Origin of the sequence: Dactylosporangium sp. CS-047395, assembly GCF_050942185.1 — a bacterium.
Taxonomy (GTDB): domain Bacteria; phylum Actinomycetota; class Actinomycetes; order Mycobacteriales; family Micromonosporaceae; genus Dactylosporangium.
The window spans coordinates 7089069-7102667 of record NZ_CP192015.1; the positions used below are offsets into that span (position 1 = coordinate 7089069).

Below are 13599 nucleotides of genomic sequence, written 5' to 3' on the forward strand. Positions count from 1 at the left end.
CCACGCCCGCGCCCTCACCCGCAAGCCATCACGCGGCGGGCGGCTTCCCTCCACCGCGCAAGCCGACTCCACCGCACGAACCGACTCCACCGCAGGAACCGACTCCACCGCATGAACCGACTCCACCGCACGAACCGACTGCCAACACGCGAGCCGATTCCATCGTCCCCAGCTTCGACACCTCGGCCGAGCTCCCCGCGGGACATCGACGAGATCGTGGCGAAGGCCGCCCGCGCCCCGCCCGGGTCGAACGCCCAACGCGGCCCGACCCCAGCATGCAGGCCTGCCCCAACACGCAGGCTGTCTTCGCAGGTCGGCGCGTCAGCTGAGCACGGTCGACGGCGAACGGCGCGGGCTGGCCGGCGGCGCGTCCTCAAGCACCGGCACCCCGATCCGCAGCGCGACGGCCGGGTTCCCGACCCCGCCCAGCAGCCCGCGCAGCGCGCCCCGCACCCCCGGGACCTCGATCACCTCACTGATCGGCGAGGCGGCCAGCCCCCGCGCGGTCAGCGTCAGCCACACGTCGGACAGCGCCTCGCCGGCCGCCAGCCAGTCGCGGGGCTCGTCGCCGTCGGTTACCAGCAGGGCGTACACGGTGCCGCGATCACTCCCCGGCCCCGCCGCCAGCCCCGCCTTGAGCGCGAAGTCGCGCGGGGCCACCGTGCGCCGGCTCGTGGCGACCACGCTCGGCGGCGCCACCCCGTCGCCGTGTGCCCGGTTCGTCCAGGTGCGCAGGTCGGCCCGGAACCGCGGATCGGCCCGCTCCACGTCCCCCGCGTGCGCCACGGCCGCCGCGAAGTCCGTCTGCTGCTCGTCCTTTAGGACCTGCAGGTGTACCCCATGCCGCCCGGCCGCCCGCCGCAACTCCTCCAGCACCGCGGCGGAGGGCCGCGCGTCCCCGAACGGCCGCCGGTCGGTGTGCCGCCGCTCGATGGCGGCGGCCGCCTCGGTGTCCCGGTCCCGCTCCCCGCCCCGGCCGAACCCTTCGCCGTCCCGGCCGAACCCTTCGCCGCCCCGGCCGAACCGCTCGCCGCCCCGGCCGAACCCTTCGCCGCCCGGGCCGAACCGCTCCCCGCCCCGGCCGAACCGCTCCCCGCCCCGGCCGAACCGCGCGACGAGATCGGGCCGGGTGGCGTCGGGCAGGCGGGCGACGTCCGCCTCGTACCCGGCCGCGTGCAGCGTGACCACCGCGTGGTGCAGGGCCCCGCCGCAGCTGAGCAGCAACAGCCGCCCGTCCGGATCGAGCCCGGTCAGCTGCCGGGACCGATCCGCCCATAGCTCGGCGTGGTCCCCCGCGAGCCGCCACCGCCAGGGCTGGCTGTTGAGAATCGAGGGGGCCCGCAGCGCCGCGATGGACGCCTCGGCAACGAGGTCGATCTCGGCACGAAGGTCGCGGTTCATGGCGTACTCCTCAAGCAAGCGTCCCGGCTGTACACCCCAACACTCGCCGAGAGGTCACCACCCCCGTCAGGGCCGGAAGTCACAAATCGCCCGGGACCCTCCCGCCATACTCCGTCCGGGCGGCAACCGCGATCGTCACCGACTGCCGGGCCGCCGGTGGCGGCGAGTGGAAACCCGTCAACCAGGCCGCACTCGACCGCGACGACGCACTTCACACGCCGGTCGACGCGAGCAATAAACCCGTCGACCAGGCCGCAGCCGACCGCGGCGACGCGCTTCACACGCCGGTCGAAGCGAGCTGGAACCCGTTGACCAGGTCGCAGTCGATCGCGATCACGCAGTTCATCGGCTCGTCGACCCACGGCTGGAGCCGCCCCTCGTACCGCAGCAGCCGCTCCTCGTCCATGACCAGCCGCGCCGTCCCGGTCACCACGACGCTCCACCCCGAATGTGTCACGGCGTCGATCTCGTCGGCCTCATAGGCGACCACCAGCGACCCATGAGCCGTGGCGGCGGACGCGAGCCCACCCCCGAGGCTGCTGCGGATCACGATCGTCTCCCCGTCGAGCAGATGATTGACCGGCCGGATCGCGGGCAGCGCCCGGTCGGTGAACACCACCCGCCCCACCGGCACCGAGCCGAGCAGCTCAAGACACCGCCGCCGCCCCAGTGAGCGCATCGACCCCATGGCCGTCACCACCTTTCAGCATCAGCACCTCGTCGACGAACTCCCGCGCATCGGTACGGTGCGTCACCAGCAACACCGTCCGCCCGCGCGTCGCCGCCATCAGATCCCGCAGCAGCCCGACCGCCGTCTCCTCATCGAGGTGCTCGGTCGGTTCGTCGAGCACGAGCACCGGGAAGTCCGCGAGCAACGCCCGCGCGAGCGCGATCCGCCGCCGCTGCCCGCCGGAGACCGCCACCCCGTGCTCCCCGACCTGGGTCGCCAGCCCGTCCGGCAGCCCGCGGACCCACCCGTCGAGCCGAGCCCGCCGCAGCACCTCGGCAAGCTCGTCGCCGGTCGCGTCGGGCTTGCCGATGCGCAGGTTCGCCTCGATCGTGTTGTCGAACAGGTACGCGTCGTCGCCCAGGTAGCCGACCACCCGCCGCACGTCGTCCCCCCGCAACTCGCGCAGATCCACCCCGCCGAGCGTGATCCGCCCGGCACTGGGATCGAGCCACCGCACCAGCAGCGCCGCGATCGTCGACTTCCCCGACCCGCTGGGCCCGACCAGCGCCACCCGGGCGCCGGCCGCGAGCACAAACGACACGTCCTCGATCACCGGCCGCCCGGAAACCCACTCCGCCGCGACCCCCTCGACCCGCACCACCGGCGCCTCAGACCCCAGGACCGAACCAACCAACCCAGGCGCGGCAGTCGGCAGCTCGGCCGGGAAGCGCGGGTCCGGCGCCGGCTCGGGCGTGCGGGCGACCTCGGCGAGCCGGCCCAGCGCAGCCCGAGCGGCCCCCAGGTTCTGCGCGGCGACCGGCACCGCGCCGACGATCTCGAACACGGCCAGCGGCGTCAGCACGACCACTGCCAGCAACTCGCCATCGAGCGTCCCCCCGCGCACCGCCAGCGCGCCGGCAACCAACGCGGCCAGGACGGCGAGGCCGGTGCACAGCGCGGTGACGGCCGCTGAGACCCCGGTTGCGCCACTGGACCGCCGCGTCGCCGCAAGCAGCTCCCGATCAGTCCGATCAAGCGCGGCCAGCGCAGCGTCCACAGCGCCATAAGCAATGAGATCCGGCAACCCCTGCACCAGATCCACGGTCCCGGCCGCCAGGCTCCCCCGCAGCGGCGCCAGCCGCGCATCGGACCGCCGGACCAGCGCGGCCTGCAACACCGGCACACCCACCCCGACGACGAACACGGCGACGGCCAGCGCCAGCCCGGCCGACGGCAGCAGCGCCCAGATCAGCAACACCGACGCCAGCCCCGTGACGGCGGCCACGGCGAGCGGCAGCGCGACCCGCACCACCAGGTCCACAATGGACTCGACGTCGTCGACGAGCCGGGCCGCGAGGTCGCCGCGGCGGAAGCCGGCCAGGCCGGCGGGGGCGAGCCGCTCGAGGCGCCGGTACACGTGGACCCGCAGCTCCCCGAGCACCCGCAGCGCCCCGTCGTGGCCGGTGACCCGCTCGACGTAGCGGAGCACCCCCCGCCCGATGCCGAACGCCCGCACGGCGACGATCGCGACCATGAGGTGCAGCACCGGCGGATGCAGGGCCGCCCGCGAGATGAGCCACGCCGACGTCGCCATCAGCCCCACCGCACATCCGGCGGCGGCGATCCCGGCCACCAACGCGACGAACAGCCGTCCAGCAGCGGGTCGCAGCAGCAAGAGCCAGTTCACGCGGTCACCCCGGCGGGCAGCGCGATCACACGGTCGGCGATGGCCACCAGCGAAGGCCGGTGCGCGGCCATGATGACCGTCCGCCCGGCCGCGTGCGCCCGGATCGCCGCCAGCAACTCCGCCTCGGTGCCGGCGTCCAGCCCCGCCGTCGGCTCGTCGAGGAGCACCAGCGGCGCATCCCGCAGGAACACCCGGGCCAGGGCGATCCGCTGCCGCTGCCCCGCCGACAGCCCCGCCCCGTCGTCACCGAGCGGCGTGTCGAACCCGTCCGGCAGCGCCTCGATGAACGACAGCGCACCCGCCCGCGCCGCCGCGGATCGCAGCGCGGCCGGCGACACCTCGGCCGCACCGAGGCGGATGTTGTCCGCGATCGTCCCCGCCCCCAGCCAGGGCCGCTGCGGCAGCCACGCCACCCGCCGCCGCCACGCGTCGAGGTCGAGCGTGTCCAGCGCCGCGCCGCCCACCGCGACCGACCCCGAGGACGGCGTGGCGAAGCCCATCAGCACGGACAGCAGCGTCGACTTGCCGCACCCGCTCGGCCCGGTCAGCGCCACGAACTCGCCCGGCGCCACCGTCAGCGAAACCGTCGGCAGGGCGGGCCGCCCCGGGTAGGCGACGACAACCTGGTCGAGCACGACTCCCGCGCCCGACCCGACCGAGGAACCAGAGCAGGGCAACGGCGTCTCCAGGACGGCGAACACGGACGTGGCCGCGGCCAGGCCCTCCGCCGAGGCGTGGTAGTTGGCCCCGACCTGGCGCAGCGGCAGGTAGGCCTCCGGTGCCAGGATCAGCACCAGCAACGCCGTCGACAGGCCGAGCTCCCCGTCCACCAGCCGCAGCCCGATCCCGACTGCCACCAGGGCCACCGACAGGGTGGACAGCAGCTCCAGCACCAGCGAGGACAGCAGGGCGACCCGCAGCGTGCGCATGGTGACCCGGCGCTGCTCCGCGCTGATCGCGGCGATGACCTGGGCCTGGCGCTTCGCGCGGCCGAAGACGCGCAGGGTCGGCAGGCCCGCCACGACGTCGAGGAAGTGGTGCGACAGCCGGGTCAGCAGCCGGAACTGGCGCCGGTTGGCCGCCTCGGTGTGCAGCCCGACCAGGGCCATGAACACCGGGATCAGCGGCAGCGTCACCGCCACCGTCACCGCCGCGACCAGGTCCGGCGGGGCCAGCCGGGCCAGCACGATGATCGGGACCAGCGCGCCGAGCACCAGCTGCGGCAGGTACTTCCCGAAGTACGCATCCAGCGCGTCCAGCCCCCGCGTCGCCAGCGTGGCCAGCTCCCCGCTCGGCGGCGCCGCGGCCGGACCCAGCGCGGCCGCGTGGGCCAGCAACCGGGCCCGCAGCTCCCGCTTCACCGCGGCCGAGGCCCGCGTCGCCGCCGCCTGCTGCGCCCACGCCACGCCGGCCCGGAGCACCACGACCGCCGCGAGCCACGGCACCACGGACGCGACCGATCCGCCGTCCAGGAACGCCGACGTGATGGCCGAGGCGAGCAGGGTGGCCTGGGCGACGACGAGCACGGCCAGGGCCACGCCCAGGGCGACGGAGAGCACCAGGAAGGCGCGCGTCGCCCGGGCGTAGCGCAGCAGCCGCGGGTCCAGGGGCCGCATCAGTGCCCGCCCGCCGGGATGTGCTCGACCCGCAGCCGCCGCCGGAACACCCAGTAGGTCCAGGCCTGGTAGGCCAGCACGACCGGCGTGCAGCAGGCCGCGACCACCGTCATGACCTTCAACGTGTACGGCGTGGAGGCCGCATTCGTCGTCGTCAGCGAGTCCCCGCCGGCGAGGGTCGTCGGCATCACGTCCGGGAACAGCGTCACGAACAGGGCGATGACGGCGAGCACGATGGCCGCCCCGGTGCCGAGGAACGCCCAGCCCTCCCGGCGCGCCCGGGCCGCCAGCACGCCGCCGGTCAGGGCCACCGCGGCCGCGCCGGACAGCGCCCAGCCCCACGCGTCGCTGTGCGCGAGCTGCGTCCACAGCAGGAACGCGGCCGCGATGACGACCGTGGGCAGCGCGACCCGTCCGGCGACCCGCCCCGCCCGGTCGCGCATGTCGCCGTCGGTCTTCAGGGCCAGGAACACCGCGCCGTGCAGGACGAACAGCGCGAGGGTGGTCAGCCCGCCGAGCAGCGCGTAGGGGTTGAGCAGGTTGAAGAAGCCGCCGACGTACTCGTGGTCGCGGCTGATCGGCACGCCGCGCACAATGTTGCCGAACGCCACGCCCCACAGCAGCGCGGGCACGAAGCTCCCGCCGATGATGGCCCAGTCCCAGTAGCGCTTCCACTGTGGACTGTCGGACTTGCCGCGGTACTCGAACGCGAGCCCGCGCAGGATCAGCGCCACGAGGATCAGCAGCAGCGGCAGGTAGAAGCCGGAGAAGAGGGTCGCATACCACTCCGGGAACGCGGCGAACGTGGCGCCGCCGGCGACGATGAGCCACACCTCGTTGCCGTCCCAGACCGGGCCGATGGTGTTGATGAGCAGCCGGCGCTCGCGGTCGTCGCGGCCGAGGACCGGCAGCAGCAGGCCGACGCCGAAGTCGAAGCCCTCGAGCAGGAAGTACCCGCACCAGAGCACGGTGATGAGGACGAACCAGACGGTGGTGAGCTCCATGTGAAGTGCCTCCTTCCTCAGTAGGCGAATGCCAGCGGGCGATCGGGGTCATCCTCGCCCTCGGGTACGACAATTTCCGGCGCGCCCTGCTTGGCGTACCGCAGCATGAGGACGAGCTCGATCACCGCCAGCCCGCCGTACAACAGGGTGAGCAGGATGACCGAGAACGCGGCCTGGCTCGTGGCCACCGACGGCGACACGCTGTCGGCCGTCTTGAACAGCCCGAAGACCGTCCAGGGCTGCCGGCCGACCTCGGTGAAGATCCAGCCGAACGAGTTGGCCAGCAGCGGCATGACGACCGTGGACACGGCGGCGGCCCAGAGCCAGCGCCCGGCCGGCAGCCGCCCCTTGCGGGTGCTCCAGAGCGCGACGAGGGCGACGAGCATGGCCAGCGCGCCGAAGCCGATCATCAGGCGGAAGGACCAGTAGGTGACCGGGACGTAGGGCACGTAGTCGCCCTCGCCGTACCGGTCGGCGTACTGCCGCTGCAGGTCGTTGATGCCCTCGACCTCGCCCTGCGGATCGGCCGTGGCCATGAAGGACAGCAGCGACGGGATCCGCACGCTGTAGACCTCCGAGCGGCCGTCGAGGGAGCCGATGGTGAAGATGGAGAACGACGCGGGCCGGCTGGTGTCGTAGAGCGCCTCGGCGGCGGCCATCTTCATCGGCTGCTGCTCGGTCATGACGCGCGCCTGCAGGTCGCCGGTGACGAGCACGGCCACCCCGGAGACGAGCACGACCCAGGCCCCGAGCCGCAGGCCCGGCCGGAACACCTCGACCTGGTTGCGCCGGCGCAGGTGCCAGGCGCTGACCGCGAGCAGCAGCGCGCCCGCGGTGAGGAAGCACGCGGCCAGGGTGTGCGGGAAGGTCACCAGCGCCGTGCTGTTGGTCAGCACGGCCATGATGTCGGTGAGCTCGGCGCGACCACGGGAGGCGTTCATCGTGTACCCCACCGGATGCTGCATCCAGGAGTTCGCGGCCAGGATGAAGTACGCCGAGAGCATGGTGCCGATCGCCGCGAGCCAGATGCTGGCCAGGTGGGCCCGCTTCGGCAGCCGGTCCCAGCCGAAGATCCACAGCCCGAGGAACGTCGACTCCAGGAAGAACGCGAGCAGCCCCTCGATCGCGAGCGGCGCGCCGAAGATGTCGCCGACGAACCGCGAGTAGGCGCTCCAGTTCATCCCGAACTGGAACTCCTGCACGATGCCGGTGACGACACCCATGGCGAAGTTGATCAGGAACAGCTTCCCCCAGAACTTCGTGGCGCGCAGGTACGTGTCCTTGCCGGTGCGCACCCACGCGGTCTGCAGCCCGGCGACGAGCACCGAGAGGCCGATCGTGATCGGCACGAAGATGAAGTGGTACACGGTGGTGATGGCGAACTGCCACCGTGCCAGGTCCAGCTTGTCCATGCCGCGATTCTGTTGTTGCCGGCCGGAACCGGAGCAGGGCCATTGGTCACGTCCGCGGCGGGACTTTTCCGGGTCGCACAAGCCCGGTGCCGCCGTCGTACCGCCGGTAGGCCAGACTTCCTCGCCCGCTCGCCGCATCGGTGAAGAACAGGAACGGCAGCCACCCCTCGGCCATGCGCGCGGCCGCCGCCTCAGCCGCGAGGACCGGCGGCCGCCGCGGGTTCACGGTCGGCGGCGGGATGCCGGGCCCTCCCGCCGGATGCATGCTCCGCTGCCGGGTCAGCTGCAGGCCGGTCGGTCCGGCCCGGTGCACCACCGCGTCCTCGCCAGTAGCGGAATCGACGAACAAGTACGCGTCGTAGTCCATGGCGGCCAGGTGCGCGGCGGCCTGGCAGAAGCTCTGGCGGTACAAACGCGGGCTCTTGATCCTGGAGATGACCGGGCGCCCGGGCACGGCGAGGGGCCTGCGCTCGGGATCGGGCCAGGGCCACGGCTCCCAGGCGGTGGACAGCCGGCGGACCTGCCGATCCAGGCGCGCGGCCCCGACGGCGATGGCCTCGGCCGGATCGCGGCCCGCGACCTGGATGCGCGCCGGCGCCCCGAAGAGCCGCAGGTTGACCTGGACCAGCATCGGGCCGCCGGGCGCGGCCGCACCGGTGAGCCGCAGCCGCAGCTCCCCGTCCAGCTCGTGCCGGATGGCGAGGGCGCCGAACAGCGCCTCGGCGGCGGTGCGCTCGTGCGGGCGCAACCCGCGCGCGGTGACGTTCATGACAGCTACGAAGTCACGCGGCCGGGGACCCGGAACAGGGCCGAAAGTCCCGAAGGAGGGTCCTGAGTTCCCTGGCGAGGCGCGGCGAAGGTGAGTAGAAAGGTGGTCATGATCCGCGTGTACCTGCTCGACGACCACGAGGTCGTCCGTTTCGGCCTGCGCGAGCTGCTCGAGCGCGAGGGCGACATCGAGGTCGTCGGCGAGTCCGGCTCGGCCGTCGAGGCCACGCACCGCATCCCCGCGCTGCGCCCGGACGTGGCCGTGCTCGACGGGCGCCTGCCCGACGGCAGCGGGATCGACGTGTGCCGCGACGTGCGCTCCATCGACCCGACCATCAACGCGCTGATCCTCACGTCGTACGACGACGACGAGGCGCTGTTCGCGGCGATCATGGCGGGCGCGTCGGGGTACGTGCTCAAGCAGATCCACGGCACCGACCTCGTCGACGCGGTCCGCCGGGTCGCGGCCGGGCAGTCGCTGCTCGACCCCGCGGTGACCGCGCGGGTGCTGGAGCGCATCCGCAACGGGCCCGAGCAGCCGGACGAGTTCAAGCACCTCACCGAGCAGGAGCGCAAGATCCTGCTGCACGTGGCCGAGGGGCTGACCAACCGCGAGATCGCCGAGCGGATGTTCCTGGCCGAGAAGACCGTCAAGAACTACGTCTCCAGCCTGCTGGCCAAGCTGGGGCTGGAACGGCGGACGCAAGCGGCGGTGCTCGCCTCGCGGTTGCTACAAAAGAAGCCGTGACGTCCCCGCTGCCGCTGCCCGAACTGTCCCGCGTCGACCTCGACGCGCTGCTGCAGGAGCTGCTCGCCCGCGTCGGCGAGGTGATGACCAGCCGGGAGCGGCTGCGCGCGCTGCTCGACGCGGTCGTCGCGATCGGCTCCGACCTCGACCTGCACAGCACGCTGGAGCGGATCGTGGCGGCGGCCTGCACCCTGGCCGGCGCGCGGTACGGCGCGCTCGGGGTCATCGGCGCCGACCGGATGCTCGTCGAGTTCATCAACCACGGCGTCACCCCCGAGCAGCGGGCCCAGATCGGCGACCTGCCCCGCGGCCACGGCGTGCTCGGCCTGCTCATCGACGAGCCGCGGCCGATCCGGCTCAGGGACATCACCGAGCACCCGCGGGCCTACGGGTTCCCGCCCAACCATCCGCCGATGCACAGCTTCCTGGGCGTGCCGGTGCGCATCCGGGATCAGGTGTTCGGCAACTTGTACCTCGCTGAGAAACACGGCGGGGAGCAGTTCACCCAGGACGACGAAGACCTGGTCGCGGCGCTCTCGGTCGCCGCCGGCGCGGCGATCGACAACGCCCGCCTGTACGCCCAGGCCGAACGCCGCCAGCGCTGGCTCGGCGCGGCCGCGGAGATCACCTCGGTCCTGCTGGGCGAGGTCCGCCGCACCGAGGCCCTCGAACTCGTCGCCACCCGGGCCCGCGAGGTGGCGGGCGCCGAGCTGGCGATGGTCCTGCTGGCCGGCGACGAGCGGCTGGTGGTCGAGGTCTCCGTGGGCGGCCCGACCGACGCGGCCGGCTGGTCGATCCCGATCGCCGGCAGCGACTTCGCCGACGTGCTCGACCACCGGCACGTCGCCGTCGTCACCGACCTGGGCGCGGCCGCGAGCTGGCCGATCCTGCTGCCCACCGGCACCGCCCTGCTCGTGCCGCTCGCCGTCGGCGGGGTGGCGCTCGGCGCGCTCGTGGTCGCCTTCGGCAAGGAGAGCGCGCCGATCACCGAGGGCCTGGAGCTGGCGATGGTCGAGACGTTCGCCGGGCAGGCGGCCCTGGCCCTGGAGCGGGCCCGCGCGCAGGACGAGCGGGAGATGCTGGCGGTGGTCGGCGACCGCGAGCGCATCGCCCGTGACCTGCACGACGTGGTCATCCAGCGGCTGTTCGCGGCGGGCATGCAGTTGCAGGGCGCGGCGTACCGCAGCTCCCAGGACGACGTCCGCGAGCGCATCGGCCGGGTCACCGACGACCTCGACACCACGATCCGGGAGATCCGCGGGGCCATCTTCGAGCTGCGCGGGGCGGGCGGCAACAGCCTGCGCAAGGCGGTGCGCGACCTGGTCGACGAGGCCGAGGACGCGCTCGGGTTCCGGCCCGCGCTGCGCATCGACGGCCCGGTCGACACCGCCGTCCCCGACGCCCAAAGAACAGCTGCCCTGGCTGTACTGCGTGAAGCCCTGTCGAACATCGCCAAGCACGCGAAGGCCGGCTCGGCCCGGGTCTTCCTCACCGTCGGCGGCGGCACGCTCGACCTCACCGTGGAGGACGACGGCGTCGGCCTCCCAGCGGGCTCCACGGCCGGCAACGGCCTGCCCAACATGCGGGCCCGCGCCGCCGACCTGGGCGGCGAGTGCGCGCTGGGCCCGGCAGAGCAGCGCGGCACCCGGGTCAGCTGGAAGGTGCCCGTCTGATCGGCGCGCCTTGTTGCACAGACTTGGCAACAACGGCTACCTTGCAACGGTGAGCGTCTGCGTGGAACTGCTGGTGTTCAGCGCCCGCGACGGCGCGCTGCACTACACCCCGCACGGCGCGCAGGTCATCGGCGACCGGCACCCGGACGCCGTCGCGGCCGCGCTGGCCGGGAACCCGCCGGACCTGACCGTGCTGCACTCCACCTCGTGGCGCTACGCCGAGGGCCGGGTCGTGCTCACGTACGCCGCGGTGCTCGACGGCACCCCCGGCCCCGGCGCCCGCGAGCTGCCCGAGCACGGCATCGCCCGCTCCCCCGACCCGCGCCGGCCGAGCCCGCCGCAGGTCTGCCCGGACGCGGTGGCCACCCACGCGGCCCGGCACCTGGCCTGGCTGCGGGAGACGGACCCGGTGGCCGGCGCCGCCCTGGCCGCGATCCCATCCGTGTGGAACGCACTCGATATCCACATTCCGGCACCGGCGGGCGTAATCGCCTGATTACTATGCGTGACATGACGTCACGCGTTGCCCGGCTGCTGCTCGCCGGCGCGGTACCCTTGCTCACCGCCGCCATCCCGGCCCCCGCCCAGGCCGAACCGGCGGCCGAGTACAACCTGGCCTACGCGTACGGCACCGGGACCGCGGCCGCCCCGACGCCCGGCCCGGGTGCGGACCAGTCGCCGCTCAGCGCGCCGCTCGACGTCATCGTCGACGCCACCGGCAACCTGTACGTCAGCAACTCCGGCACCTGCCAGATCCTGAAGATCACCCCCGGCGGCACCCTGTCGTCCCTCGTCGGCACCGGCACCTGCACCCCGGGCGCGACCTCCGGCACGGCCGCGACCACCCCGATCGGCAAACCCGGCAGCGTGGTCTTCGACCCCACCGGCAACCTGTACTTCGGCGAGACCGACACCGGGCGCATCTACAAGGTCTCCACCGCCGGCCAGCTCTCCGTCATCGCCGGCACCGGTACCCCCGGGGCGATGTCGAACGGACCGGCCATCATCAGCAAGCTCGACTCACCGGCCCAGATGGTGTACCACGACGGCGCCATCTACGTCCCCGAGCGCGAATGGGGCCAGTTCGGCAAGATCGACCTCGCCAGCGGCGAGCTCACGATCCTCGCCGGTACCGGCGTCAACGGCACCCCGACGGCCGGCACCGCGACGAACTCGAAGCTCGACATGCCCACCGGCGCGGCGGTCGACGCGGCCGGCAACATGTACGTGACCAACTCCGTCTTCAACGGCCAGATCGTCAAGATCACGCCGGCCGGCGCGCTGACGGTGCTCAAGACCGGCCTGGCCGTACCGCTCGGGCTGCGCTTCGCCGCCGACGGCACTCTGTACTTCACCGAGGGCCTCGGCGCGGTCAGCACCCTCGACGTGCAGACCGCCTCGCTGGCCACCCTGGCCGGCAACGGCGAACCCGGCGACCTGGTGCCCGGCCCGGCGATGAGCTCGCCTATCAACTACCCGTACGGCCTCGCCTTCGCCCCCGACGGCCGCCTGCTGGTCACCGTGCCGCCCCAGCACCGCATCGTCTCGCTGGTCGCCGCCGCGCAGGTCCCGGCCGCCCCGACGGTCACCACCATCACCGCGGGCAACGGCAACGCGCAGGTCACCTTCACACCCGGGGCGGACGGCGGCTCGGCGGTGACCCGGTTCGAGTACACCGTCGACAACACCACCTGGCACGAGTTCGCCACGACGCCGACCGGCACCGGCGCCGCGCGCACGGGCACCATTCCCGGACTGACCAACGGGGTGCAGTACACCGTGAAGCTCCGTGCGGTGAACCCGGCGGGCAACGGCGATCCCAGCGCGGGCAGCTCCGTGACGCCCGCCGCGCCGAGCACGCCGGTCACGCCGGTCGGCCAGCTGCCGGAACCGCCCGGAACGGTCACCGCCACGGCCGGCGTGTCCTCGATCGACGTGAGCTGGACGGCTTCCTCGTCAACGGTCACCGGGTACACGGCGACCGCCTCGCCGGGGCCGGCCACGTGCACGACCACCGGGGCGCTGACGTGCGTCCTCGGCGCCACGGCCGGCACCACCTACACCGTCTCCGTCGTCGCGAACTCCGCCGCCGGGCCGTCCTCCGCGGCCGGCCCCTCGGCGCCGGTGACCGTGCTGGCACCTTCCGCGCCCGCCACCGTGCCGGACACCCAACTCACGCTGACGACCGACAAGGGTGACATCTCGACGACCCGGCCGGGAACGCAGCTGACGGTGATCGGGACCGGATTCGCGGCGTACTCGACCGTGTCCGTCACGCTCTACTCGGCGCCGCAGACGCTCGGGACCGCCGTCACCGACGCGAACGGAAACTTCTCCAAGGCGGTCACGGTGCCGGCGTCGCTCGCCGCGGGCGCGCACACGCTGGTCGCGCAGGGAGTGGCGCCGGACGGTACCGCGCGGGCGATGAAGCTCGCGGTGACCGTGCGGGCGGCTTCCCCGGATGGTTCGCTGCCGGTCACCGGGGACCCGACCGGGCCGCTGGCCGGGGCCGGGTTGCTGGCGCTGTTTGGCGGGGCGGTGCTGCTGTGGTCCGCGCGGACCCGGCCGGGCCGCCGCAGCCTGCTGCTGCCGGCTGGGGCGGCCCACAACTTCTGACCGT

11 protein-coding genes are annotated in these 13599 nt (G+C 73.4%); 4 read left to right on the forward strand and 7 right to left on the reverse strand.

Annotated features, from left to right (window positions below; genetic code table 11):
* Positions 1 to 321 precede the first annotated feature (321 nt).
* The 7 genes from ACQP00_RS33430 to ACQP00_RS33460 form a co-directional block, all read right to left on the reverse strand.
* Positions 322 to 1401 carry a hypothetical protein gene (locus ACQP00_RS33430; RefSeq protein ID WP_433203044.1) on the reverse strand — a complete coding sequence of 360 codons (1080 nt, stop codon included), beginning with the start codon at positions 1399 to 1401 and terminating at the stop codon, positions 322 to 324.
* 277 nt (positions 1402 to 1678) lie between these two features.
* Positions 1679 to 2080, reverse strand: coding sequence for a pyridoxamine 5'-phosphate oxidase family protein (locus ACQP00_RS33435; RefSeq protein WP_433203047.1), 402 nt, complete (start codon positions 2078 to 2080; stop codon positions 1679 to 1681).
* Positions 2049 to 3758 (reverse strand): thiol reductant ABC exporter subunit CydC, encoded by a 1710-nt coding sequence (cydC, locus tag ACQP00_RS33440; protein ID WP_433203050.1) that lies wholly within the window; start codon positions 3756 to 3758, stop codon positions 2049 to 2051. The genes ACQP00_RS33435 and cydC overlap by 32 nt, the downstream gene beginning before the upstream one ends.
* Complete coding sequence (gene cydD / locus ACQP00_RS33445; RefSeq protein WP_433203053.1) at positions 3755 to 5374, reverse strand: thiol reductant ABC exporter subunit CydD; 1620 nt, start codon at positions 5372 to 5374, stop codon at positions 3755 to 3757. Before cydD ends, cydC begins: the two co-directional genes overlap by 4 nt.
* Positions 5374 to 6378, reverse strand: a complete 1005-nt coding sequence (gene cydB / locus ACQP00_RS33450) for a cytochrome d ubiquinol oxidase subunit II (RefSeq protein ID WP_433203056.1) — start codon at positions 6376 to 6378, stop codon at positions 5374 to 5376. Before cydB ends, cydD begins: the two co-directional genes overlap by 1 nt.
* 17 nt (positions 6379 to 6395) lie before the next feature.
* Positions 6396 to 7790: a cytochrome ubiquinol oxidase subunit I gene (locus ACQP00_RS33455; protein ID WP_433203059.1), complete on the reverse strand. Its 1395-nt coding sequence runs from the start codon at positions 7788 to 7790 to the stop codon at positions 6396 to 6398.
* A 46-nt stretch (positions 7791 to 7836) separates the two neighbouring features.
* Positions 7837 to 8559, reverse strand: coding sequence for a hypothetical protein (locus ACQP00_RS33460; RefSeq protein WP_433203062.1), 723 nt, complete (start codon positions 8557 to 8559; stop codon positions 7837 to 7839).
* Between the two features lie 108 nt (positions 8560 to 8667).
* Between ACQP00_RS33460 and ACQP00_RS33465 the strand changes: the two genes are divergently transcribed.
* Genes ACQP00_RS33465 through ACQP00_RS33480 form a run of 4 tightly spaced genes read left to right on the forward strand, consistent with a single transcriptional unit; the run spans position 8668 to position 13595 of the window.
* Positions 8668 to 9306 (forward strand): response regulator, encoded by a 639-nt coding sequence (locus ACQP00_RS33465; protein ID WP_433203065.1) that lies wholly within the window; start codon positions 8668 to 8670, stop codon positions 9304 to 9306.
* 14 nt (positions 9307 to 9320) lie between these two features.
* Positions 9321 to 10979, forward strand: a complete 1659-nt coding sequence (locus ACQP00_RS33470; protein WP_433224083.1) for a GAF domain-containing protein — start codon at positions 9321 to 9323, stop codon at positions 10977 to 10979.
* A gap of 49 nt (positions 10980 to 11028) precedes the next feature.
* On the forward strand, positions 11029 to 11475 hold the full coding sequence (locus tag ACQP00_RS33475; RefSeq protein ID WP_433203068.1) for a hypothetical protein: 447 nt from the start codon (positions 11029 to 11031) through the stop codon (positions 11473 to 11475).
* A 14-nt stretch (positions 11476 to 11489) separates the two neighbouring features.
* On the forward strand, positions 11490 to 13595 hold the full coding sequence (locus ACQP00_RS33480) for a fibronectin type III domain-containing protein (RefSeq protein ID WP_433203071.1): 2106 nt from the start codon (positions 11490 to 11492) through the stop codon (positions 13593 to 13595).
* Positions 13596 to 13599: the final 4 nt, after the last annotated feature.

Coding starts and splice junctions, on each gene's coding strand:
- ACQP00_RS33430 (WP_433203044.1), bottom strand. CDS start 1,401: ATGAACCGCGACCTTCGTGCCGAGATCGACCTCGTTGCCGAGGCGTCC.
- ACQP00_RS33435 (WP_433203047.1), bottom strand. CDS start 2,080: ATGCGCTCACTGGGGCGGCGGCGGTGTCTTGAGCTGCTCGGCTCGGTG.
- cydD (WP_433203053.1), bottom strand. CDS start 5,374: ATGCGGCCCCTGGACCCGCGGCTGCTGCGCTACGCCCGGGCGACGCGC.
- cydB (WP_433203056.1), bottom strand. CDS start 6,378: ATGGAGCTCACCACCGTCTGGTTCGTCCTCATCACCGTGCTCTGGTGC.
- ACQP00_RS33455 (WP_433203059.1), bottom strand. CDS start 7,790: ATGGACAAGCTGGACCTGGCACGGTGGCAGTTCGCCATCACCACCGTG.
- ACQP00_RS33460 (WP_433203062.1), bottom strand. CDS start 8,559: ATGAACGTCACCGCGCGCGGGTTGCGCCCGCACGAGCGCACCGCCGCC.
- ACQP00_RS33465 (WP_433203065.1), top strand. CDS start 8,668: ATGATCCGCGTGTACCTGCTCGACGACCACGAGGTCGTCCGTTTCGGC.
- ACQP00_RS33480 (WP_433203071.1), top strand. CDS start 11,490: ATGACGTCACGCGTTGCCCGGCTGCTGCTCGCCGGCGCGGTACCCTTG.